Here is a 24,121-nt window from a genome sequence, read left to right as displayed (position 1 = left end):
TGGGGATTTTTAGAAATATGTAGCGGTAGAGTATCTCTATTCTGCCTTGGCAGTAAGAAATTGATTGACATCCAACCAATGAATAAAAGCATCGAACCAACGATTACTAGTACGATTTGGATTGCCTAGCCCAAAACCATGACCGCCATTTTGATACAAATGAAACTCAACTGGGATTCCGGCTTTGAACCAAGAATCGATTACTCCAAATTGACCTCTAAATAAAAAGTCATCAGAGGCAATGACATTAAACATAGGAGGAGCACCTTTTGGAACTTCCACAGGTCCCATTCCACCATAAATTGGGCCTATAAATGCCAACTTCATGGTTTTGGAATTCAAAGTAGAGTGCATAGTAAGTCCTGCTCCTGCAGAAAATCCAATCATTCCAATTCTATCGGTGTCGACTCCCCATTCTATAGCACGGTCCAAGATCATCGCATAGGCAGCCTCTGCATCTTCAAGTTGGTTGGTAAGATCCATAGGTGCAGGACGAGGAGCAGCATCTGAAGATGTCGCAGGAGTAGTAGGGCGAGGACGATTCATCCAGTCGCTAAAATCATCCAACGATTCAGGTGTAGGATGTAAGCGGTATTTGAGTACAAAGGCGGCGATTCCCTGTTTCGCAAGAGCCTCAGCTACTTCCCATCCTTCATTTCCCATAGAAAGCCATCTAAAACCACCTCCAGGAGCTACGATCACTGCTGCACCATTGGCAGTTCCAGGTTCTGGAAGAAATGGAGTTAAGGTCGCAGTGGTAATATTTCTAGCCATTGGATCTCCCCATTGTCGAAACCAGGTTTCGGAGGCAGGTTGATCATCTACCCCACCGGTATTAAGTAATATGGCATTTGGTTCAGATGGGGTTTCTAAAGGGTAAATGGTACCGTCTTGGGCGAAAGCGGACGCAGCAAAGCATAGTAAGCCAACAAAAGTGGCGATTTTTGAAAATTTCATAGGTTTATTGGGTTAAGAGAACTAATTGATAATTAGGTTTTTAAAAATATATGCTTTCCCTCATATTAAAAATCTTTCTATCCTATTCTAAATAATAAGCACCTTATTAAATGATGGTAACTTTAAATACAACCTTTTATTCTATCAACTGGAGAGGGGCTGCAGACTTAATTTTTTCTAATAGAATAGGTAATAATTTTTAGACCATTTTCGAAGGTTTCATCTTGCATCAAATCCAGCTTTCCTTTGGTCTTGGATGATCCGAATAGCCTAATTCCATCTCCCAGGATAATGGGGTTCAGTTTAATTTTCAATTGGTCGATCAGATGGTGGTCCAATAGCCAACCTGCAAATATTCCTCCTCCACATAAATAAATATCCGAAGAAGCAGATGCTTTAATTTCTTGAACCCGAGAGATTTTCCTAGGTTCTACATGGACCGATTCGGCCTTGTTTTCAAATGTCAGCGAATCTGAAAAAATATGATGCTGCATGTGTTGGTAGGCTGGTTGTCCAGGTTGCAAGCCAAATTTGTAACCGAATTCATACGTTTTCCTTCCCATGATCACTGTCTTGAATTTTTTTAAATCCTCGAAGTATTTTTCTATCCCTTTTCCTCCTGGAACAAACATTCTAGTATCTTCATTGGGACCAGAAATAAATCCGTCTAGAGAACTTGCGACATAATAGATGATCTTTCCCATGTTTCACTGCGTTTTGTTTCAAAAAAACTGAGGATTTATCCTCCCGTTAAATACTCCAGTCTTCTTTTCACCTCACTATCCTGAATGACCGTGGATGAAATTTTGCTTTTGTCCAAATGGATTTCATAGCCATAATCAAAAGAACTCTGGAGCACAATCGAGTTTAAAATCAGCAAAGCCTCCATTGGTTTCTTACTTTCGTACAAACTTTCTACCATCACTTGACTTGGGTCAATTTGGTTGGAAATAGATAGAAATTCGGCTGCTCTTACTCTGTTTATTAATTCTTCATCTTCTTTTGAGATCTCTGAAATAAGAGAGCTCAGACTTTTTGCTTCTGGACCAAAATTACTGGAAGTAATCAAGCCCCAATACCTTTCCCATGGATCCTTTGACTTCAGACTTGTCTGTAAGAAGTTTTCAATTTGTTCGAAAGGCAAAATACTCCAGTTGGCTATATCTATATATCGTTGAATATCCTTTTGATGTGCTTTTCCAAATGCTGTCGGGTTTGAAAATGCCTGGTCTATCAGTACATGCTCAGGGTAGAAAGAGAGGTCAGGCATTTCTTGTAGCCAATTATTCAGTTCCATTCGTAGGTCCTCGGCTATTTTTTTGGAGGAAGGATCGGTTATGAGGTTGACCGTTTCATAGGGGTCTGATTCTAGGTCAAATAGCATTTCTGCTTCTTTAGGTTTGAAAAATGCAGCCTGTATCTCATTTAAAGCTCCTTTTTCATATAGTTCTTTCCATTCTTGATAGGCTAATTGGATGAATCTGTAATTATTCATCAACCCATCAAAATTGAAAGGTTGAAAATTTCTGATGTACTTGTACTTCCCTTTTCTTACAGCTCTGACCATATCGTATTTTTCATCGAATCGATCTGCATAGCTAAAGGTAGTATTTCTAGAAGCGATCATTTCTTTGGTAACATTGTCTCCAAAAAAGGGCTTGCCATCCATTCCCTCGGGAGTTTTTATACCTGCCAATTGAAGCACAGTAGGCCCGAGATCAATGAAACTCACAAACCCATTCACCTTGCCTTCTTCTCCAATTTGGGCGAGGTTTTTATACTTCTCGGGTACATGAACCACCATGGGAACATGCAATCCAGTTTCATAGAGGTAACCTTTACTTCCGGGAAGTACACCTCCATGATCTCCAAAATAAAAAATGAAGGTGTTTTCCAATAAGCCGTCATTTTCAAGCTCTCTGATAACTTCGCCTAGTCTTTGGTCCATTTCCTTGATCTTATCCCGATAATAGGCATTGGTGTAGCGGAATAATTCCGTATCTGGATGGTTCGGCTGGATTGAAAATGAATTTTTGTTGGTTTGTGTGGGAGTAGTCTCCATCTTTTCTTTCGAAAAGTGCAGGCTTGATTCATGGCTAACTCCAATATTGAAAACATGAAAAAAGGGTTGATCAGGTTTCCTAGACTTCCAGCTTGCCTCTCGTGAAGACTCATCCCAAACCCCGTCTCCTTCGATGATATTATAGTCCTTTTTGTTGTTATTACTCGTATGATATCCTGCTCTTCTTAAGTAAAAGGGAAACATTCGAAGGGAATCCTGCATGGGAACAGTTTTGTTTTTTCTATGAAATTGTGCGCCGATTCTTGGAGCATAACTTCCCGAAATGATGGTGGACCTGGCTACGCTACAAACGGGAGCATTTGAAAATGTGTGTGTAAATACCAGTCCATGATCTGCCAAGCTTTCTATATTTGGAGTTGCTATGCCATTTTCATGGAAAAGCTTTAAATAATGCATGGAATTATCCTCAGAGGTAATCCATACTATGTTGGGAGGAGGAATGCTAGGATTATTTTGGGCAAATAAACTGCAGCAATTAAAAAATAGAAGAAGACTGTTCAGTAGTGGGATTCGAAGGTTCATCTTGGGTTTTTTTGGAAGGTTGATGGGAATCAACTTATTAAGTTGTGGATTCCATTCAGTTGGCTAGGAGAGACACTCTAAATGAATCGATTCGAACAATACCTAGTGCTCTCCGAACCTTGATAAAATTACTGATTTTGGAGAAACATATCATTGAAAACCAAAATCAGAAAAGCATAAAAAATCCCAGGGAGAAAACCTCCCCGGGAGATATTTTAAAGCAGGTAGTGCTTATTTCTTTTGATTTCGGACCATCTCTTTGATATCCTCCCTAAGCTGAACTGCATCGTAAACAATCCCGTCTTTGATGGTATATTTTACTCCACCCACTCGCTCCATTTCACCCGTCTCATCATTGAGTTTCAAGAAGCCAGTTCCATAAAGCACCTTGAGATTTTCTATCGGGTTTTCATCCACTATCACCAAGTCTGCCAATAGGCCCGGACGAATTACCCCAAATTCAATGGGTTTTCCCTTAGGTTCAAAGATTGCTTGAGCCGCATGTAATGTTGCTCCTCTGATGACTTCTAAAGGATGGAAGCCTGCCTCTTGAAGCAACTCCATTTCCTCAATCAATCCAAAGCCCCAAAGATTATAGATAAAAGACGCATCGTCACTGACAGTAACCCGACCTCCTGCATTTTTGTAGTCGTTCAGGAATGACATCCATACTTTGTAGAAATTCCGCCAGGCAGTTTCATCCCAAGAAGTCCAGTTGTAAAAATAGGATCCATGGTTTTCACGGTTTGGTGTGTAAAAATCCCAAAGAGAGGGCAAGGTATATTCCTGATGCCATTCAGCATTTCGCTCCCTCATAAGATCTCTTCCAGCCAGATAGGCCGTCATGGTGGGATCAATAATGAAATCATGCTCCAAAAATTCTTCTATCAAAGCATTCCATTGAGCACTTCCTCTTGGATGTATTTTGTCCCATTGATAAGCTACCTGACTAAAGCGATGCTGCTCGTCATTATAGTTGAACTCAGCAGGCCAATGTTGTATGTCTTCATCTTTATACAATGCCTCAAATAATCCATAATAATGAGTCATGTTATCAAGGCCCATTCTTGCTGCATCTAAGGCATTGGTCTGGGCGACCATTGGCTGAGCGATATGGGCGACCGTTCCCATTCCATTTTCGTGAGCAGCGTCGATTGCAGCTTGAAGCACATCTGGATCATGGTTGAAGAACTTGATTCCTTCTACTCCTTGGCTGGCAGCCCAAGAGACCCATTCTCTGGCTTTTTCAGGGGTATAAACGGCTCCTCCCTTCCAGTTTTCTCCTTGGCCCAAGGTATGAAAAGCAACGATTCTCGGTGCCACGATTTCGTTGGCAGCGGAGCGTTTTTTCTCGCTTTGTGTCCAAGCTACATTGGCAGCAGGCACTCCCCTAATCGTGGTAACTCCATGTGCCAAATACAACTTGTAGGGATATTCTGAATTGGGTGATTTTTCAGCACCCCCGATGTGAGCATGAAGATTGATGAATCCGGGCATAATGTAGGATCCATGCGCATCGATTTCCTTGGTAGCTCCTTGCGGTCTGGAAGCATCGTCTATTGGGACATTTGGAACCCCGACCTGTCTGATTTCCACAATTTTATTTCCTTCGATGACGATGTCAGCAGGTCCGGCAGGAGGAGCCCCTGAACCATCGATGACGATGGCACCTCTAATAATTAATCGTTCAAAGGGGCCTTCTCCTTCATCAGCTCTTCTATCTGGAGCTGGATTGAGTTGAACTTGGGAATACACGCTGGAGCTAACAAGTATAAACCCAAGGCAAAAAGTTAGTAGATGTTTCATATGGTTGGTGGTTGGTTGCTTTATGAAAAACGCTAAAAAGTACTTGATTACCAAAGTTTTGCAGGATTCAGTCATAATCCTGACAAAATACAATCAGTACCAGTTAATAGACACCAAAAATCTAAATTGAATGAGCTACCTACTACATTTTATAAATATTTAAATCCAGGTAGCTATTTCGGAATTTACCTTCAGGGTCGTAGCTGTTGGCCAAAGCCAGGAATTCAGGAAATTTCTCATACAATACATGAAGGAGTGCAGGAGAGATCGTAAATAATTTTCCCCAATGAGGTTTAACTCCAAAAGGAGCCAATACCTCTTCAATTTTTGGTAAGGTTTCCATTACTTCCTTGGTTTTTGGTTTCCATGTAAAGTGAATGGCAATAGAATCTTGTTGATAGCATGGGCTCATCCAAAAGCTATCTGCAGCGATGGTTCTAATTTCAGTAATCATCAAGTGAGGATTTATTTCCTCTTTCAGTTTTTCTACTGCCATGATTGCTGCTACTGCATGCTCTTTTGGAATAAAATATTCGGATTGCAATTCTTCTCCAGCACTTGGTGTGAATCCCATTTTAAAATGAGGTAGTCTATCATACCAAGGACCGGGAACTCCCATTTGCGCTGAACAAGCTTCCGCGGATAGTTCTACGATGGGATGCAGGTCTTTAGTAGCTGCTTTTGCTCCATAAAAATCATCTCCCAACTCTTGTGGATTGGTGTCCATTCTCCTTTTGATCCAAACTTCACTAACCTTTTTATCCATCCAGTCTGTAAACAAGCTGACACTATAACCACTGGACATGATTTCATCAAAGCTGTTTTCTACAGATGAGAGTGGTAAATCCTGAAAAACATCCTGCCTTACATCAAAGGCATTCTGGATTTCCAAAGTCACTTTACTGATAATTCCAAATGCTCCCAAACCTACTACCACAGCAGGAAAGTCAGGGTGGTTCCTGTCAATTTTAGCTAGTTCACCAGATGGCTTGATTAATTCTATTGCTACCACTGAAGTGGCTAGATTCCCATTATTTACACCAGAGCCATGCGTCGCCGTGGCACATGCACCGGCCACAGTAATATGGGGCAAAGAGGCTAGATTATGTAGGGCGTATCCTTTTTGATAGAGTTCTTCGGAAAAATTGCCATACCGAGCGCCTGCCTCTACTGTAAGGGTCTTGTTTTCTTCATCCAGTGAGACAATTTGATTTAGGTTTTTGGTGGAGATTTGATTTTCCGGACTATCGGCAATGTTGTTAAAACAATGTCTCGAACCTAAAGCTTTTTGTTTATTTATAGACTTGATTAGATTTTGTAGTTCTTCTACCGAAGTGGGCTCGTATAGTTTTTTTGCTTGGTAGGTATAATTCCCAGCCCAGTTTTTCCTAACGATTTCTTGAAGGTCTTCTTTCGTTGTATTTTGGGGTGAACATGCTAAGTATGGGGAAAGTAGACTTCCAGCAAAAAGTACTGAAGATGTTTTGATGAAATCTTTCCTTTTCATATTCCTTATTTTCAGTAAGATAAAGAATTTTGAATGGAAAAGAGGAATGGAAAGTGGGATTTAGCAGAGCTGGTTCATCTTACTTTTTGCTAAGCCTCTATGAAAATCAGGCTAGGCTTATTGTCCTATGATCATCCCTTTTAGGGATTCAAGAATTTTGGTCACTTCATTTTGGGAATCCTTATCTATTTGATGCTTTTCCAATACCCCCATGATATCATCTACTACACATGCATATTCCTCCGGAGTAATGTTCATCCCCTTATGGGTAGTCACCATATCTCTCCCTTTGTATACCACCGGGCCACCACTTCCTTCACTAAAAAAATCTACGGTATGCTGTAAGATGACCTCTAGTTTTTCAGGAGTATCCTTATAAGGAATGAAAATTGCCTGGATTTTGGGGTTCTCCATATGTGCTTGAATCACATCTTCCACGATCCTAGTGATCCCATCTGTCTTTCCCAATCTTTCGAAAAGGGATACGTCTATTTGTTGAGTTGAGTTTGACATGGTCATTTATGGGTTTTAGAATTGAAAAATATAGTTCAGCAGTTTTCAAAAGTACCGGAATCATCCTAGCTCAACGTGCACAATTGGTTTTTTTTCCTGCACATTTGGTTCAGTATTATTCTATTTTTTTAAATAGGAGGAAGGAAGAGTCCCAAATTGTTTTTTGAAGCATTTTGAGAAATAATTAACACTATTAAATCCTGATTCAAAGGCTATTTCAGTAAGTGATTTTTCCTGTTTGGTTATTTCATCCAATGCCTGGTCGAGCCTGTATTTGCGTAAAAAGTTATTCGGGGATTTTCCGGTCAGTCGGATCATGTTTCGGTACATCAAAGTTTTGCTCAATCCTAATGAATGGCCAAAATCCTCGACTTTTACTAGGGGGTTTTGCCATTCCTTTTTTATAAATTCTAAAAGATGACAAAGAATTTTTAAATCCTCTTTAGGTAAATTGATAGGCCTATTTTTTTGTAGGCCCTCTTGGTTTATTAAATATGAATCTGAAAGAATGATACCATTTGATTTAAAATAACTCAATGCAATCGACTCGGATATTGCAGGCTCAAAAAGATCATTTCCATCACTGAGAGGCATGCCGGTAGATAGCCCGATTTTTATATCGAGTAGGTACTTCCCATTTTTTAAATGTTCTGATTTAAAATGATTTACTAGTTCTTGGCCGCACCTAATCGCATCTTGGAAGTTTTTAAATGAGATAAAAAATTGAGAACCTACTTGATTTCCTATGTTACCTTCGAATTTGCTTAGCTTATCTCTAAGGGTATACAAGTAGCTTTGAAGAAGACTTTTCCATTTCAATACAGGTAGGTTTTTCAGTTGTTGCGGTTCAAACCGAAGGCACATGATCACTCTTTGTGCGGATTCATTGATTAAACCTTGTGCTTTGGGAGAAGATGGGAAAGGATCTTTGATCCTACCTAGAAAAGATTCTACTAATTGAGGATCCACTTCGATGATTTGATTGGGGACTTCTCCATGGGCATGTTGATGCATCTTGTGAATTGCATCTTGATTGGGTGCCTCAATCAGGCAAAAAGCTATTTTTTTGGATTCATCAAACCAATAGGTTAAGCCCTTGCAACTAAACTTTGCTTGAATTTTCAGGTCTTCTCTATGCAGTTCAGCCACGTTTTCTGCAGTAACATCTGCTGAAATATCGTGTCGGTCCATGTAAATGGGCATCGTTTTTTTCTTAGTGTTACAAAATTGAATCGTGGCATATAAGCCGAACTTCGGCTTATATGAAAGAGAAAGAATATTAACTTATCGTCCTAAGTGGAATCAATTATTTTCTGATGAATTCTAGAATTGGCCTGTACAAACTGTCAGAAACGTTCTGATAGATAGCATTGTGTCCATAATTTTCAAGAAGCAAGAGAGATCCATTCTCTCCTGCATGTTCTAGGAGTCGCTGGCTATGTTTAAAAGGGACGGAATGGTCTTTTTTACTGTGGACAAATAAAATAGGGAGTTCGATATCTTCTACAAACTCTGTATTGTTCCACAGGTTTGGCCAGAGAAAGTCGGAATTACTCGTAGCAATTTTTAAATCAATAAGAAGCTCTACGATGGAAGAAAAAGCAGCATGTACTATAAGTTTTTCGGGCGCAGGATCAAGTTGATTTGCGATGCCCAAAAGGGGAGTTCCTCCTAAGGAATGAGACAAAGCAAAGCGCTTATTGGCATTTGGCGTCAGTAAAATAAACTGTTGATATGCCGCTAAAGCATCTTCAAATAGACTGGTTGAAGAAGTCTTTCCTGTACTGTTTCCAAATCCGGAATAACTAAATACAAAAGAGGAAAACCCTTGTTCATACAGATATTTCTGAACTTCCAGCCATTCATATAAAGCCTCCCCGTTGCCGGTACAAATGAAAATAGCAGGAGCATTTTCATCTTTTTGGTAATAATTCGCAGCAAGCACTCTTTTTTTTACAGGAATCTTTATCTTTTGAATAGGTAAAGAGTCCAATGGGCTAGGTTTTTCTGGAACAGTGACTATTAAAGCAACAATTGCCTCTGTTTTGATTTGTTGAATTATGAAATAGGCGGCAATAATCGATAAAGCAACCAAACCTCCTATAGTTACTATTCTTTTCATAATTTCTATCGATTGAGTGACCTATACTTAAAAGTAGGTAATTCACTGTCCATTTAGGGAAGGGAATTCAGATTTTTTCGGATGATCAGTAAACACAAAATTATTTACTGAATATACTAATTTTTTATTGTTCAAAATTGGATCATATACTGGTCATTAAAAGGGATGATGAATATATTATTGAATCCTATATTTCAATTCAACTTCAGGCTCTAAATAGTAGTTGAAAATCAAGGATTGAGCGTTAGTTGGAAGCTCTATCGGTAGTTCTATGGGTAAGGTAAGTGAGGATTCATTTCTGAAAAGTGCAATATCCTTGTATATGTGTACAGTGGTATCTAAGATAAAGCTATGGGTAGGTTGGATGTCAATAGTAGTAAAGGGAATAACCACATCAGGGAATATAGCACTGGATAGTTGTTCATTTGATAAGGTGGATAGGGTATCCCGAACATTAAAAATTGTGCTGATTTCTTCCTCATCAGGGTCTTGCTGGTCGGCGTTTTTTCGCAAGCTGAGATGAATAGTCACGTTTTCGGGAATCAAAGTTACCTCTGGGTCAAATTGTGGAAGCAAGTTATTCAATATTGGGACATAACATTCCCGGTATAGCAAGGCATCCAGTGTTTCACTAATTAGAATATGATAGTGGCTTGGGTCAGGAACTTGAACAGTTACTGCATCTTCGAGAAAATCCGTCTTTAAAAAGTTTGTCAAATTTAAGGATCGGATTAATCTTTTAGCTGAGTTTAGGGAGTTTTCATTGATTTCTAAGAGGGTGAATTGAATTTTATCAGAAGAAAAAAGTGGTGCAATTAAAGTTAGAAAGGGTGCATATGGGCCACAACCAGCATAAAATATCTGTATCACTTTACCTGGGTATAGACCTTGCTTTTCTTTGATGGCCTGTAAAATGGCCTTGACAAATTTCACCGTTCGGCGGTAGTCCAATAAGCATTGAGCCGCATGATTTAGACCAAGTGCTTTTCCTTTTGAAGTGGGGATGGCTGCTAAATATTCAACTTTTAAGTCAAAGCCTGAGATATCAGTCAGCTTGCAAAAATGACTGTGGATATCATTAATTAATCGTTCGGCTTGAAGTGGATCTATCTCGTTGTTTTGTAAAGAAGAGCTGAATTGTTTGATTAACGTAAGAGCTGGGTTGTCTGGCATCTAAAAGGATGATTCATCTTTATGAAAAGTTATTTGAAAATACTTTAGATAAATCAAAAATAAAGAGCATTCTAGTTTATTCTGGGATTACTGATAAAAAAGTAATGGCAAATAACCTAGTTATTTGCCATTGTAAAATTAGGCCACATGTTGGGTTAAGCTTTGCCATTTTAGGTTACCCATATAACGGTCAGAGATGTAGCCTTCCTCATCCATGGCCATCAGAAATATCCATTCATTATCACATAGATTTTTTACAGAGGGATGCTTTTCTAAGATCCCGTTGATAGCTTCAAGAGGCGCATGAATAATCACCTGTAAGCGATTGGGCTCATGTTGATAATTCTCTCCATCATGGATTGCTTGTAAGGGAAGCCCTACTCTTAAATCCCCGGAGAATCCTTCTAAAACTCCCAGACCAGCAGTGACATTGTGTAAGGTTTTGTTACCAGACCCGTGGTGCTTGTTGTCCACTGTTGATCCATAATATTGGAGGTTGATCCAACTGGTCACTACCATTGGTGCGGTCATGATCAATTCGAGAATTGAGAAGCCTTGATCTTTTTTCCAATCATAAGATTGGAGGAATGATTTTCCTTCTAGGTCCAGATTTTTTGTTTTCTCCCGGTTAGCGACCACGAATGTGGAGCAGCCAGCCAATCCCCACTCTGGTCGGGTTTCTGACCAATCTTTACTTTTTGCAAAAATCATCTTTTCCACACTTGAATTCTTTTGACTTGACATTCGGAGCGCCCGCTCTGTTCTGGAAGCTTTCCCTGCATTTTTAAGGGAATTTTTCAGATCTTCCAATTCTTGTGCTCTTTCGGACGGCACCACTTGTTCATTAAAAATGGTCACTTCGTCAGTAGTAGTATCATGTAAACAGGCCAGGAAAATGGTCTGAACAGGGATGAAGATGTTTTCTTGGAGTAAGCCGGTTCTTACTTCCCGGTTATTTAACACGGCTGCCGCTACTTTGGCATTGGCTTCGCCTGTATGTCCTCCACAAGCCCCACAATCATATCCTGTGGCATGAGGGTTATTGACAGTACTGGAGCCATGCCCGACTATCATGACGAATTTTCCAAAATCATCTGTAAGTGACATGGCTTTTAAGGCGTTTTTGGCCATCTGAATTTGTTGATCAAGTGGAATCCCTGCCGAGTCAGCTTCATAGTAATGAGGTTCCAATTGGACTGTTTTACTTTTTAAAATGCTGGAAGAAATCCCTTGCTTATCTGGATGGGGAACCGGTCTCGTCCATCGAAAGGAATCTGTGAAGATTTTGGGTAGATAAGATATACCCATGGGGCTCACAAAGCTGAAGCAGGTGACCGCTCCGGATTTGAAAGACTTCCATACATTACCAATTTGATGAGACAAAATACGGTCTTTGACCGCTTTCTCATGGATTTCAGGATCAGGGATCTGCTCCTCAATTGTTGGCCCTGTTTTCAATAAAACCGGACATTGTGCCTCTCCGCTTTGATGTCCTAAGGGAATGTAGTTGATCGGGAATCCGAAAAATCCCGCAAATCCCAGGGTTTCGATCGACTGGTCCACTAATTCCAAATTTCTTCGGAAGACTTCGGATCTTACATCGATGCAAAATACCGCCTGAGCCTTAGGCTGCTCTTTCTTGGATTTATTTCCGCCCTGAATATTTTTAAACTTCTCTATCAGCCTTCGTTGAGTAGCCAAATCAAATGCTTCTTGAAGAATCAGATTTTCAGTGAGTTGCTTGTTGACTTCCAAGTCCTCTTCACTTCCTATCCATTGATCTTTTAGATCTTCCCACAAAGGTACGATTTCAAACCCTTTTAGGCTTTTCAATAGAGCAGCTTCCCAGCAAATCAGGACAGCAAGAAATTCTACGATCATCCCATCTTTTTCTCCTGCTAATTGTTTATCCCAATCTAACCTAGCTACATGAGCTGCCCATCCTCCTTGTTTCAGTAGGAGTCGATGAAAGTAAAATGAGGTTTGATCAGCAGGTATCCCAAGTATTTCAATTGCTTTCTGAGCAGCTTGGATCGGATGATCAGGAAAAGATTGGATAATTTTTCTAAAATTAGTTAAACCACTCAGGTCTGGAGTTTTGTCCAATTGGGCTTCAGTTTTCCAAGCTTTGAAAATACTTACCTGTTGATCTGCAGCAATCCAGATCGCCTGACCTTTATCGAAGTAAGATGCTGCCCATTGAGAAATTCTGGAGGTGACGAAACGGTTCCAGTCCTTTTGGGTGACTTGCGTGGCTAAGTCTGCCACCGTGGAAACATAAATCATGGATTCATTGGAACCCCTGTTATTTTCTACTGATTGAATGAATTCCTTATATCCCTGTTTGCTTTTTCTATGCTTCAAAACCTGGAGAACGTCTTCCTTTTTCAAACTTCCTTCCTGGATCTTTTGGAGGTAAAAAGAGCTAGGTAGGGTCATTTGTATATCTCCCGCTGTAGCCAATTCATGTGCAACCTGTTCAAATCTTTTTTCAGTAAATCCAAGGTAGGGGTTTACGGCTACAAAATTCTCCAAAGGCCAGACAGGAGCGATTTTCTTTCCTGCTGTTTTCATGGTTTTCATCAGGAGTTTTTGGTCTTGATCCAGATTTTCGAGTGTATTCATGGTAGAAGTTTTGAGATGGTTCATTTGATGACTTTTAGCGGATTGCATATTTCTACACTTAGTTTAAGCTTCTGCAAGAGTTTTTTCCAAAGTTTCCTCTTGTCTAGACTTTTGCCGAACAGACTTTGAAATCAAAGCTGGATGCTGCAAAGGTTTATGCGTATAAAGTGATCTTACCATTCTGTCAAATATTGTATTGATGTATAGACCATTTCTAATGTGAACTGACATAGCCAAGTAGGCAGGGTTTGAGGAAAGAGTAGGAGCAAGGATTTGAATGAACACTGTGATTCCAAAGGCAATCAACATGATGCCCAATAAGATGCTTTCAAATAGATTGGGTTGAGTTAGTTCAGGAACTTGGGAAGAAAGCAGGAAGTGCGCACCTGATTCAAGGGTGAAGAAAGACAAGGTAACAAGCATAGATAAAGCAATTGCTCTTGAGATCAGCTTCATACCCCCATTCGAATCTATCGCAGAGGTAAAGAGTCTGGTCAGTCCCAAGATGATGATTGCTCCTATGGCAAGTAAGGATAGTTCTTTTTGCGGATCTATACCCCAAAGCATGGCAAAACCTGAATATAAAACCAAAGCTAGAAGGGCACCCATTAAAATTCTTATTGGGCTTCCTATTCGTTTGTAGTTAATAACATTTGAAGCTCTGATTACCTCGATTACACTTCCCGAGGATAGGAAAGAATGAGCTTTATAGAAGGAGTGCGATACTAAGTGAAGCATCGCGGCAGGATAAACCCCCAAACCACAAGTCATCAGGCTAAAGCCCATATGTGCCACACTTGAATATCCCAAGGCTGTTTTGACAGATGTTTGGGTAAGGAAAACGACCGAAGCAAAAAGTGCGGTAAATCCTCCAATCCCTATTAAGATCGCTGAAGCATAAGTACTTGCATCCATTACAAAGGCCATTCGAATAATCAGAAATGGACCTGCATTGAGTAATCCTGCATGTAGGAGTGCAGATACAGGAGTGGGGGTTTCCATCACTTCAATCAACCACCCATGAGTAGGGAATTGAGCGGATTTCAGGATAGCTGCTGATGCTAAAAGTACTGCAACCAGCTCGATCCCGGGCATGGAGATTCCGGTAGCAAGATTACTTTTTATCGTTTGGAAAAGTACTTCTAAGTTTCCAGTCCCAAATTGAGAATATAGGAGAATAGCGGCTGCCAATAGGCTGACATCTCCAAGTCGTGCCACAATGAATTTTTTACGGGCAGCGATGATGGCACCAGGTCTTTCCTTGTAAAATACCAGCAATCTATGAAGGGACATGCTAGTGAGTACCCAGGAAATAAATAGTATTCCTAGGTTTCCTGATAAGACCAAGAGCTGAACAGAGGCAATGGCTGCGGCCAATCTTCCTATAAATGTTCCATGCCGGGAATCACCATCTAAGTAATTCAAGCTAAATCTGATCACAATAAATCCTAATAAGGCAATCATATTCAGCATAATTACACTCAGCGCATCCAATCTAATACTGAATCCCAAATCTGCTATTCCATAAAAAGGAGATTCCAACAAGGAGTAATTGGCTACAAAAAAACCGCTTAAAGCGGCGATGGAAATACTTATGATAGAAGCAGCCGTAGCCAATTTTTTAAGAAAAAATGGTCGAATTCCCGGTTGGAACCAAGATACAATTGCTGTCAATATAAAGACAACCGGAGATACCAAGGTTAGAAATGTAAGTAGGTTTTGAAGCATAGCTAATCGATTGATTATATAAGTTCTACAGAAATGGTGGAGGAAATTTTCAGATTTCTGCCCTGCTCTTTTGCTTCCTTGATTACTGTATTAAATGAGGATAAACAGGCTTTTAATTGCTGGATACGTTCAACTGAATGCTGATCCACTTCTCCAAACCTGATCTCACTGCTAAAATTTCTGTGCTCGTGGAAATTTATCTTCTTGGAGATCATATGATAAATCATTTCTGAAGCATCCTCAGGGGAGAAATCTCCTTTGATCAGATCATACTTTTGGAGTTCAACTGGTTTTTTTTCTGTCAATTCTGTTTGTATCATACTTCAAGTCTTTAGATTTCGATACAAAGTTTGGAAATCTTATTTATAAATTTTTATTTATATTTATTATAATATACATAAACAAAATTTATGAATTACACGATACATCAGTTACAGATCTTTTTAAAAGTGGTACAGACAAGGAGTATTACCAAGGCCTCTGAGGAGCTTTTCATGACACAACCTGCAGTCTCTATCCAGTTAAAAAATCTTCAGGACCAATTTGAAATCCCCTTGACTGAGGTCATTGGTCGGCAGTTATACATTACAGATTTTGGGAAGGAAATCGCACAGGTAGCAGAGCGGGTAATTCAAGAGTTGGATAATATCACCTATAAAACCCAAGCCTATCAGGGGATTTTGACGGGGAGACTTAGCATTTCTTCAGCTTCTACCGGGAAGTATGTCATTCCTTACTTTCTATCCGGATTTATGGAATTGCATACCGGAATTGATTTGGTTTTAGATGTGACCAATAAAAGCCGTGTGATAGAGAGCTTAAAGAATAATGAAACAGATTTTGCCTTGGTGTCTGTTGTTCCTGAAAAGCTACCTGTAGAGGAAGAGCTATTGATAGAAAATAAACTATACCTTATTGGAAATCAAGATTTTAGAGATGAGAAAAAGCCCCTGATTTATAGAGAAGAAGGGTCTGCCACCCGATTGGCCATGGAGAAATATTTTGAGGAGCACCAAGGAAAGCAGAGGAAAAGGATGGAGTTGACTTCCAATGAAGCAGTAAAACAGGCGGTGATTGCTGGGCTGGGTTATTCCATCATGCCAATGATTGGGATTCATAATGAATTGGTCAATAAAGAATTATTTATCCTTGAATCTGTGGATTTACCCATCAAAACAGAGTGGCGATTGATTTGGCTCAAAGGCAAAAAACTATCTCCCATTAGCCAGGCATTTCTAGAATTTATCCGTTCGGAAAAGCAGCATATCTTGGACCATAGCTTCAGCTGGTACTTAAGCCATTAATCCTCAGGATGTCAATTATTTTTTTGCTGGAAAGTCCTCTGAAGTTGGCTATTCAAGTTGCTTCTCACACTATTGTGTGATTTTTTAAAATCATCTTTTTGGGTGTAGTATCCTCATCTTTCTCTTTGCAATTTTGACTCATCATTATTTCTCACAACTGGAGAAGTGAATTGAAACCAGCTTCCTGTAATGGAATAGGGCAAGGAAGTGGATTGTTTTAAGTATCAGAAGTCCCCATCCCCAAATCTGCTTTTTAATCAATTTAAATCATAAACCATATTTTATTATGAAAGAGGACATCATACAATCGAGAAGGAATTTCATTGGTTTAGTTGCTACTGGGGCGGTTGCCTCCGGACTTAGTTTACTTCCAAACAACCTTCAGGCTAAAATCAACAAGGATGCTTCATCAGGATTTGCCATGAGCAATATGGGTGCCGGTGGAGCGGAACTGGATGAGGAAATTAAAAGAATAGGGAAGAAGAAGCATCCGGTTTCCTATGATATTTCTCAAGCCATTCCATGGGGATTCATTTGGTCCAATGTGTATTATTTGACCAATGCGGAGACTGGTACTCCGGGTGAACAGCTAGGTATTTTTAATGTACTTCGTCACCACGGGATGATATTCGCCTTGAACGATGAGACAATTTCCAAGTACAAGCTGGGAGAATTTTTTGGGTATAATGACCCTGTCACAAAGCAACCTGCTTTAAAAAATCCATACTATATCCCAGAAGATGGGGTTTTTCCACTTCCGGGGCTTGCTGGTATCAAAGGATTGCAGGAGCAGGGCGCAGTTTTTTGTGTCTGTGATATGGCTAGAAAAGTAAATGCCATGTTTGTGGCCCAGAAGATGGGCTTGAAACAAGAGGAAGTGTATCAGGATTTTGTGGCAGGAACTCTTCCTGGAATTTTACCTGCACCTTCTGGAGTTTGGGCATTAGGTCGATTGGCAGAAAATAAAATTGCTTACATCGATTCCAGTCTAGGTTAAAGAAAAAACACCTTTTGAAGGTAAATTTCTTCAGAAGGTGTTTTACTATTTTTTAAACGTCTATCTTTTTTCAGGAATTCAGAGCTTCCAAGACCCGATCTGGGGTGAATGGCATATGTAGTAAATGTTTTCCGGTTAATTGAAGGAAAGCATTGGCAATGGCACCAGCCACCATCGGTGTTGCTGTTTCTCCCACTCCTTGAGGAGTTTCTCCAGATGGAATCAACACCGTTTCAATGCTATCTGGGGCATCCTGCATTCTCAGCAAAGAATAATCATTGAAATTACGTTGCTGAACCTGACCATCCACTACCGAAATTTTTTCTTTCAAGGCACTGCTAATCCCCATGATGATCCCGCCTTCCATCTGCGCTTTGACATTATCGGGCTGAATGATGGTTCCGGCGTCCAAAGCAATCCAAACACGATGTACTTTAATTTCGCCAGTTTCTTTATTCAATGAAATCTCCACTACTCCTGTACCTAAAGATCCGTGTTCCACGAATGAGATTCCCTTGGCATAGCCCTCAGGAGATGGTTCTTCCCAACTGGAAATTTCTACGGCTTTCTCCAAGGTAGCTAAGGCCCTCGGTGAGTTGATCATCAGCTTCTTCCGTAGTGTTACAGGACTTATTTTTTGATCAAAGGCAATTTGATCTAACATGGATTCTATGGCAAATTTATTTGGACCATGTCCTACCGAACGCCAATGCTTTAATCGAATCCCATGGGAAGTGGATCTCCAATCGGCAAATTGATTGGGAATGGCATAATGATCGTTTCGGATACCACTGGCCACCAGATTTCCTCCGTCTCCTACGACCGTATGCGAAAACGCATGGATAGTTCCAGAAACATCAACACTTGCTTTGATTCGTTGAAGGGACATAGGTCTGAAAGTACCATATCTCAGGTCATCTTCACGTGTCCAGATCAATTTTACGGGTTTTGGAGCTACTTCCTTGGCCAGTACAGCACATTCTTCCACAAAATCACTGAGGCTTCTCCTTCCAAAACCACCTCCCAAATATTGTAAATGGACATTGACATTTTCGGGAGGGATCCCCAACACTCTTGGTACCCCAAGTTTGGTATCGGTCCCTTGTTGACTACCTACCCAAACGTCGGCTTTCCGAAGATCTTCCGAAACCTGTATGACTGCATTTAAAGGTTCCAGTTGGGCGTGGTAGACATAATCGTTTTTAAAATCCGCTTGATAAACTTTGGAAGCATTCTGAAATGCTTGGCTTACATCTCCTTCATTAATAATGACCTCTCCCGATTGATTTTGGTTGGCAATCTTTTTGTATTCGCTGTAGATTTCTTCTGAGTTAAAGCCTGAGGCATTTGAAGTACTCCAATCGATTTTGAGCTGACTTTTTGCCTTTAAGGCTAGCTCTAGCTTCGTGGCAATGATTCCAATGGCATAATCGTAAGGAACGATTTTGACTACCCCTTCCAATCCCAAAATTTCAGACTCATTGAGTAAGGTGGGTTTGGCTCCATGAAGGTTTCCTCTTTCCAGTACTCCATAAAGCATATCTGGTAGGCGAATATCAATTGCAAATTGGGCAGTGCCATCTACTTTGGAGGGGATTTCCGTCCTAGGTATTTCATGACCGATCAATTTGAATTTGTCTGGGGCCTTCAGAGGTACTTCTGATAAATCCGGCATAGTTTCTCCAGCAACCAAATAGGGTATCAATTCTCCGTAGGTGATCGTTTTACCCGAGCCGGTATGGGAAACCACACTGTTTTCAGCACTCAACTCTCCCACTGGCACCTTCCAATGCTGAGCTGCAGCATGGAGCAAAATAGCTCTTGCTTGTGCACCGGCTGTTCGCATCGTATTGAAATAACTATTGGTGGTTCTACTACCTACCGTAAACATCAATTTGCTTCCGGGAGCCCAACCTGGTGAACCGTAGATATCACTTTCCTGGGGAGAAAACTCTACTTGTACATTGGACCAATCGGCATCCATTTCTTCGGCAAAAATCAAGGGTAAAGAAGTCATGGAACCTTGTCCCATTTCTGATGCAGGATTATAAATTATGATCTGACCATCTTCTGAAATCTTTACCCAAGCGGTAATGGCATGTTTTTCAAATTGCTCCTGGATTTTTTTGGTATCTGTACAAGAAACCAAGGCCGGAAAAATCCCGGATGCTCCGATAAATAAGGCAATACCTCCCGATGACTTCAGGAATTCTCTCCGGTTCAACGTTTCGATTTTGGAGTGTTTTTGGGTCATGGCTTATTGGCTTTGGGCGGCTAATTGGATGGCTTGCACAATTCTCAGATACGTACCGCAACGGCATATATTTCCATTCATATGCGTTTTGATTTCCTCTTTGCTTGGACTTGGATTGTTTTTCAACAAGGCGGCAGCTTGCATGATTTGACCGGAATGGCAATAGCCACATTGGGGAGCCTGAACTTCTACCCAAGCTTTTTGAAGGGGATGATCGCCTTTTTCGGATAATCCTTCTATGGTTTTGATCTTTTCTCCATTGGAAAAATCCTCAACTGAGAGCACACAAGCTTTCATGGGGGTATTGTCCACATGGATGGTACAAGCACCGCATTGGGCTATTCCGCATCCATATTTGGTTCCAGTCAAACCCAAATGTTCTCTCAACACCCACAATAGTGAGGTTCCTTTGTCCACCTCTACCTTGTGAGTTTGATCGTTAATATTCAATGTATAAGACGCCATAACAAGATAATATTTGAAAATTTCAAAATACTGAAAATAAGTCACTTGACAAGAGTTATAAATGGGTATCAGCCAAATGGGCTACTAACAATTGACAAAGACTTTTTTCAACTATTTGAGTTTTGAGATTTCTACTCCCTTAACAACTCAGTTTGGATTACTGTTTAGTCATCCAGCGCCAGGTGATTTCACTGTAGTTAGACTTCTTGTTATTTATAGCATTTGAGCTGCCAGATAACTTTCCATTCTCAGTTTTTTCGGCTTTCAGTTCTGTCATCGAGAATTCGCCCTTTTCGTAATTATAACTCACTCCATCGTCGTCATACAATAAAAATGAATTTTCCTTTTTTCCATAGTGTCTGACCTCCAGTGAATTATCTGTTTCACTCTTACTGATAGAAGTCAACATAGGAATTATTGCCCCATCTTTTACAAATAGAGGAATTTCTTCCAGTTTGGTTTGTATGGTGATAATTTCTCCATCACCGACGTATTCCCCGGTATAGAAATCAAACCAATCTCCTTGAGGAAGTACTACGTTTCTCTCTTTCTGCCCCGTAAAAACCGGTGCGACTAGAATCGATGGTCCCATCATATACTGATCTGTTACTTCCAATCTTTTTTCTTCTGCATAGGGATTGGTAACATCATTTATAACACCGCTTTTTTGTGTCTCCTGAGTCCTATAACCGTTTTCTAGAATCATGGCCCTAAAAGGAGGAATTCCTTTTTGATTGTAATCATAAAATGCCGTGTAGAGATAGGGCAAAAGCTTTAATCTTAGTTCTATGGTGTTTCTAACAATATCAGTTACTTCTGGAAAACTCCAAGGCTTTTTACCCGATGACCAAGCGTTAAGCATCATCAATGGAGAGAATGCAACAGTTTGAAATCTCCTGACCCATTCCTCTCCTGAGTTTGCACTTCTGATTTCAGGAGTCCATAAAAGTCCGGTTAAGGATGCACTTGCCATCGCTGTTACATACCCTTTATGATCATAATAATCGCTATACAAAACGAAATTATGATTGCTTGCCCCAATATAGGCGGAGCGAATAAGGCTATAGGTTCTGGTGTTTTGCTTTTTAAAATAATCATCAAACATATCCTGCATCATCATTCCATAGACTTGTCGCATTTCTACCGCATCAGTTCCTGAAGGGAAAGTGGCATGGTCTGGCCATAACCAAACATCATAGCCATCTACTTCATCAATCTTATACCCACTGACACCTAAGTTTAAATGATTTTTTTCGTGATGGTTTAGCAGTACTTCCCGGGCTTCGGGAATGGTATAATCCGGAACTTCACCTAGCCAAACGGTATGGCTACCAGTGAAGGGTCTAATATCTTCGTACATGGTGGAGGAAGGAGACACATAGGGATTTTCCCAGAGATTGACTTTTATTCCTTTCTTATCCAGCATGTTTACAAAGTTCCCAGGGTTAGGAAAACGTGTTGGATCCCAATCAAAAGAGCAAGGGTATGCGAAACTCTGCCATCCTGGTTCCAATCCGATTACATCCAATGGAAAATTATTGCTTTCAAAATCTTGTATTTCTTTCAAGACATCCTGATCAGAACTTGTAGTGTGCACTCTATGCCAAAAGCCAAGTCCCCATTTTGGAGGGAGAATTCCTCCTCCAAAAAATAAATTGTATCTCTGAACTACTTCAAGGTTTGTTTGTCCAGTAAAGACATAAATTTCCATTCCTCCGGCTTGGACACTTGCTTCAATGGCGTCAGAAAGGGGTCTTGCAGCCCAGTTTTTACCTGTTGTTCGGTCGATTCGCTCGGGTAAATTACTATCTTTTCTATTGCCAACGCCAACATGAATTTTGACTCGTTGCGAAGAATTGATTAGTACACCATAACCCTTGCTCGAAATATAAAAAGGCACTGGTGCGTGCGTGTATCCTTTTGTGCCTCCATAGTGATCTACTTTTAAAGAATAAACATTACTTCTTCTATTCATTCCTTCAAATTCTAAACCTAGCCCATAAATCTTTTCGGTTTCACCTAGAGGTAATCGAATGCTAGCCCGGTTTGCTGTTAGAAGGCTATAAGTAGCCTCTTCGTCAAAGGGAAAAGGAGTATCTCCCAGTTCTTCTATTGCCTTTATATTGGGTGGATTGGTATAATCCATGGGATTTAGACCCATTTCACCAAAACTTGCCTTCCAAATTCCAGGCATGACCTTCTCCCATTTCAATTGATCCATGTCAGAAATAAGGGTGTTCTGAGCAAATCCATTAAAACAGAAAATGATTAAAATGGATGTTAAAAAAAGAATTCTTGATTGATCTTTTAAAAGCTTTGTCTTCATATCAACCAATCTAACCTGATTTTACGATTGAATCAAAAAATAATTGGAGTACTATAAAGTTTAATAAACAGGAGTTTCAATGCAGCAAGCACATTTTAATTTTCAATCTCTAATACTTTAATATCAGCTTTTTATACTACTTTTTCGGCCTTCTTGTGCATTTAATCTACAAAACGAAGAGATTGCCTTCACCTGATCATTTTTAATGATTTTGACTTTTCACCTGACTTTTGGATTTTAATATTAGAGATCTCTACATGGGATTTTTTTGAATTGAAATGATGGATTAGGGTTAGTTTTCAACCTTGACAGCCTTTGGAGGAGTCCAGGTTGTATACTTTTCTAGATCAGGAGCATATACCCTTAATATGACATCAATATTCTGGTCAATTCTATTGATAGGAAGCCAGTTGTCCATAGGGATGTCATCTGGTTTTTTCTCGGAAATGTAAATTTTAATTCCTCCGTCTGGATTCAATTGCATGCCTGAGTTTTCCCCTACACTGTATTTCTTATGGTCATTTGGGATGAAAAATCCATTTTCAGTATCATAGAGAGTCAGCGACCAAAAAGCCGTAGCTGGAGGGATATCCTCTTTTGACATTTCGATGACGTAATCATTCATGGCATTCATTGGAGCTCCATCTGAGGTTACCACAGGAGGATATACTGCCTCTTTGAGTGGAAGGCCAATGGGCCCAACGACAGATTGAAGCACCATAGGTTCTAGGGTCATATTACCTTTCAACTGAAACAACTTTGGTAATAGACTTTTACTTTCTTCTGGATTATTCATTTTAGCTAAGAACTCCTCTTTGATTTGGATGGATTTTTCCCGAAAACGTTTCCCATCAATACGAAAGGCTGTTTCTGGATCATAGGTTTTCCCAGGTTCAATACCCAAGGGTTTGTAAGCATCCAAAACTCCCTTATCCAAGATCTTGGTAGTATCGAAGGTGGTATGGTTGAATATGAATTGCATTACCTCCAATAAGTTATGTTCGAATATATCGGCATCTGTGGCTCCATAATCGGGGAATTCAATGGGTTCTTCCGGAAGTTTTGGTTGGCCTTGAAACTCCGATAGGGTCATGCCTTTGATTTGATTAATTTGGTCTATAATCCTTTGAAACTTTTCTGGTTCATTGGCATGAGGCATAACTCTTAGTACTACAGAGACAAAATCACCTGTCATTTCGAAGATTTCGTCCACACCTTCCACAGGAGATCCATCGTAATTTTCTGTTCGCTGAGTATAGAAAAGAATGGTGGTTGGTTCTTTAAAATCACCTTCAGTGGTGGTAAGAGGCACATTTACATAATGATCATAGGCAGTGGCCATCAAGGATACATATTTGGATTCCATGGCAGGAAATTCAAATACGGCGGCATCTTTTCGTAAGTCCAACATGGCCATTTGATACATCACATCATTATTGGGCCTTGCAATGGCTTTGACGGTGTGGTCCAACAATTGGGTGTTTTTTAGGCCCTTATTATAGCCCCTAGTGGACATGCCTGACTCAGCTAATGCAAACTTGTTATTTACATTGTACATAGCGACATACTGGTAGGAGCGCTTGATTAAGTTTTCTACCTCAGCATCTGTGAGTATTACATAGCCTTGTTCATCTACTTTTAACTCCCCGGTTTTTTCAGTCTGATTCTCACATCCAACCAGAAAAATGGATATACTAAAAGCGAATAGAACAGTAATTAGAGTTTTCATTGTATTGATT

General features: G+C 40.1%; 18 protein-coding genes. 2 read left to right on the top strand and 16 right to left on the bottom strand.

Annotation, left to right across the window (positions count from 1 at the left end; translation table 11 throughout):
- Positions 1 to 36: 36 nt before the first annotated feature.
- The 12 genes from JYB62_RS13820 to JYB62_RS13765 form a co-directional block, all read right to left on the bottom strand.
- On the bottom strand, positions 37 to 957 hold the full coding sequence (locus JYB62_RS13820; protein ID WP_205646011.1) for an alpha/beta hydrolase: 921 nt from the start codon (positions 955 to 957) through the stop codon (positions 37 to 39).
- Positions 958 to 1,124: 167 nt separating this feature from the next.
- Entirely contained in the window at positions 1,125 to 1,661 is a 537-nt protein-coding gene (locus JYB62_RS13815) for a dihydrofolate reductase family protein (protein WP_205646010.1), read from the bottom strand.
- Positions 1,662 to 1,696: 35 nt separating this feature from the next.
- Positions 1,697 to 3,562, bottom strand: coding sequence for a sulfatase family protein (locus JYB62_RS13810; RefSeq protein WP_205646009.1), 1,866 nt, complete (start codon positions 3,560 to 3,562; stop codon positions 1,697 to 1,699).
- Between the two features lie 231 nt (positions 3,563 to 3,793).
- Positions 3,794 to 5,368 (bottom strand): amidohydrolase family protein, encoded by a 1,575-nt coding sequence (locus tag JYB62_RS13805; RefSeq protein WP_205646008.1) that lies wholly within the window; start codon positions 5,366 to 5,368, stop codon positions 3,794 to 3,796.
- Between the two features lie 142 nt (positions 5,369 to 5,510).
- A complete protein-coding gene (locus JYB62_RS13800) occupies positions 5,511 to 6,875 on the bottom strand; it encodes a D-arabinono-1,4-lactone oxidase (RefSeq protein WP_205646007.1) in 1,365 nt (454 codons plus the stop codon).
- A gap of 117 nt (positions 6,876 to 6,992) precedes the next feature.
- On the bottom strand, positions 6,993 to 7,388 hold the full coding sequence (locus JYB62_RS13795) for a group I truncated hemoglobin (protein WP_207758636.1): 396 nt from the start codon (positions 7,386 to 7,388) through the stop codon (positions 6,993 to 6,995).
- 120 nt (positions 7,389 to 7,508) lie between these two features.
- Positions 7,509 to 8,591: a nickel-binding protein gene (locus JYB62_RS13790; RefSeq protein ID WP_205646006.1), complete on the bottom strand. Its 1,083-nt coding sequence runs from the start codon at positions 8,589 to 8,591 to the stop codon at positions 7,509 to 7,511.
- A 103-nt stretch (positions 8,592 to 8,694) separates the two neighbouring features.
- Positions 8,695 to 9,510: an alpha/beta hydrolase gene (locus JYB62_RS13785; RefSeq protein ID WP_205646005.1), complete on the bottom strand. Its 816-nt coding sequence runs from the start codon at positions 9,508 to 9,510 to the stop codon at positions 8,695 to 8,697.
- Between the two features lie 177 nt (positions 9,511 to 9,687).
- Entirely contained in the window at positions 9,688 to 10,683 is a 996-nt protein-coding gene (locus JYB62_RS13780) for an SAM-dependent methyltransferase (RefSeq protein WP_205646004.1), read from the bottom strand.
- A 138-nt stretch (positions 10,684 to 10,821) separates the two neighbouring features.
- Positions 10,822 to 13,332, bottom strand: a complete 2,511-nt coding sequence (locus tag JYB62_RS13775) for a YbcC family protein (protein WP_205646003.1) — start codon at positions 13,330 to 13,332, stop codon at positions 10,822 to 10,824.
- 39 nt (positions 13,333 to 13,371) lie between these two features.
- Positions 13,372 to 15,036, bottom strand: coding sequence for a proton-conducting transporter transmembrane domain-containing protein (locus JYB62_RS13770; RefSeq protein ID WP_205646002.1), 1,665 nt, complete (start codon positions 15,034 to 15,036; stop codon positions 13,372 to 13,374).
- A gap of 14 nt (positions 15,037 to 15,050) precedes the next feature.
- The gene (locus tag JYB62_RS13765) at positions 15,051 to 15,356 is read right to left on the bottom strand and encodes a hypothetical protein (protein ID WP_205646001.1); all 306 of its coding nucleotides are present in this window, start codon (positions 15,354 to 15,356) and stop codon (positions 15,051 to 15,053) included.
- A 90-nt stretch (positions 15,357 to 15,446) separates the two neighbouring features.
- Here JYB62_RS13765 and JYB62_RS13760 point away from each other — a divergent pair, with 90 nt between their 5' ends.
- Positions 15,447 to 16,340, top strand: a complete 894-nt coding sequence (locus JYB62_RS13760) for a LysR family transcriptional regulator (RefSeq protein ID WP_205646000.1) — start codon at positions 15,447 to 15,449, stop codon at positions 16,338 to 16,340.
- A gap of 286 nt (positions 16,341 to 16,626) precedes the next feature.
- Positions 16,627 to 17,337 carry a twin-arginine translocation signal domain-containing protein gene (locus tag JYB62_RS13755; RefSeq protein WP_205645999.1) on the top strand — a complete coding sequence of 237 codons (711 nt, stop codon included), beginning with the start codon at positions 16,627 to 16,629 and terminating at the stop codon, positions 17,335 to 17,337.
- Between the two features lie 70 nt (positions 17,338 to 17,407).
- Here JYB62_RS13755 and JYB62_RS13750 read toward each other — a convergent pair whose 3' ends face one another.
- From JYB62_RS13750 to JYB62_RS13735, 4 genes are all read right to left on the bottom strand, one after another.
- Positions 17,408 to 19,591 (bottom strand): xanthine dehydrogenase family protein molybdopterin-binding subunit, encoded by a 2,184-nt coding sequence (locus tag JYB62_RS13750; RefSeq protein WP_205645998.1) that lies wholly within the window; start codon positions 19,589 to 19,591, stop codon positions 17,408 to 17,410.
- 3 nt (positions 19,592 to 19,594) lie between these two features.
- The gene (locus tag JYB62_RS13745; RefSeq protein WP_205645997.1) at positions 19,595 to 20,056 is read right to left on the bottom strand and encodes a (2Fe-2S)-binding protein; all 462 of its coding nucleotides are present in this window, start codon (positions 20,054 to 20,056) and stop codon (positions 19,595 to 19,597) included.
- 157 nt (positions 20,057 to 20,213) lie between these two features.
- Entirely contained in the window at positions 20,214 to 22,382 is a 2,169-nt protein-coding gene (locus tag JYB62_RS13740; protein WP_205645996.1) for a TIM-barrel domain-containing protein, read from the bottom strand.
- Positions 22,383 to 22,674: 292 nt separating this feature from the next.
- Positions 22,675 to 24,111 (bottom strand): DUF1214 domain-containing protein, encoded by a 1,437-nt coding sequence (locus tag JYB62_RS13735; protein WP_205645995.1) that lies wholly within the window; start codon positions 24,109 to 24,111, stop codon positions 22,675 to 22,677.
- Positions 24,112 to 24,121: the final 10 nt, after the last annotated feature.

This window comes from Algoriphagus lutimaris (assembly GCF_017051705.1).
Taxonomy (GTDB): domain Bacteria; phylum Bacteroidota; class Bacteroidia; order Cytophagales; family Cyclobacteriaceae; genus Algoriphagus; species Algoriphagus lutimaris.
The sequence above is the reverse complement of the archived record's forward strand: the minus strand, read 5'-3'. Positions and strand labels throughout refer to the sequence as shown.

Bases quoted from the DNA above. Each gene is read 5' to 3' on its own strand.
- JYB62_RS13820 (WP_205646011.1), bottom strand. From the start codon at position 957: ATGAAATTTTCAAAAATCGCCACTTTTGTTGGCTTACTATGCTTTGCT.
- JYB62_RS13815 (WP_205646010.1), bottom strand. From the start codon at position 1,661: ATGGGAAAGATCATCTATTATGTCGCAAGTTCTCTAGACGGATTTATT.
- JYB62_RS13810 (WP_205646009.1), bottom strand. From the start codon at position 3,562: ATGAACCTTCGAATCCCACTACTGAACAGTCTTCTTCTATTTTTTAAT.
- JYB62_RS13805 (WP_205646008.1), bottom strand. From the start codon at position 5,368: ATGAAACATCTACTAACTTTTTGCCTTGGGTTTATACTTGTTAGCTCC.
- JYB62_RS13800 (WP_205646007.1), bottom strand. From the start codon at position 6,875: ATGAAAAGGAAAGATTTCATCAAAACATCTTCAGTACTTTTTGCTGGA.
- JYB62_RS13795 (WP_207758636.1), bottom strand. From the start codon at position 7,388: ATGTCAAACTCAACTCAACAAATAGACGTATCCCTTTTCGAAAGATTG.
- JYB62_RS13790 (WP_205646006.1), bottom strand. From the start codon at position 8,591: ATGCCCATTTACATGGACCGACACGATATTTCAGCAGATGTTACTGCA.
- JYB62_RS13785 (WP_205646005.1), bottom strand. From the start codon at position 9,510: ATGAAAAGAATAGTAACTATAGGAGGTTTGGTTGCTTTATCGATTATT.
- JYB62_RS13780 (WP_205646004.1), bottom strand. From the start codon at position 10,683: ATGCCAGACAACCCAGCTCTTACGTTAATCAAACAATTCAGCTCTTCT.
- JYB62_RS13775 (WP_205646003.1), bottom strand. From the start codon at position 13,332: ATGAACCATCTCAAAACTTCTACCATGAATACACTCGAAAATCTGGAT.
- JYB62_RS13770 (WP_205646002.1), bottom strand. From the start codon at position 15,036: ATGCTTCAAAACCTACTTACATTTCTAACCTTGGTATCTCCGGTTGTC.
- JYB62_RS13765 (WP_205646001.1), bottom strand. From the start codon at position 15,356: ATGATACAAACAGAATTGACAGAAAAAAAACCAGTTGAACTCCAAAAG.
- JYB62_RS13760 (WP_205646000.1), top strand. From the start codon at position 15,447: ATGAATTACACGATACATCAGTTACAGATCTTTTTAAAAGTGGTACAG.
- JYB62_RS13755 (WP_205645999.1), top strand. From the start codon at position 16,627: ATGAAAGAGGACATCATACAATCGAGAAGGAATTTCATTGGTTTAGTT.
- JYB62_RS13750 (WP_205645998.1), bottom strand. From the start codon at position 19,591: ATGACCCAAAAACACTCCAAAATCGAAACGTTGAACCGGAGAGAATTC.
- JYB62_RS13745 (WP_205645997.1), bottom strand. From the start codon at position 20,056: ATGGCGTCTTATACATTGAATATTAACGATCAAACTCACAAGGTAGAG.
- JYB62_RS13740 (WP_205645996.1), bottom strand. From the start codon at position 22,382: ATGAAGACAAAGCTTTTAAAAGATCAATCAAGAATTCTTTTTTTAACA.
- JYB62_RS13735 (WP_205645995.1), bottom strand. From the start codon at position 24,111: ATGAAAACTCTAATTACTGTTCTATTCGCTTTTAGTATATCCATTTTT.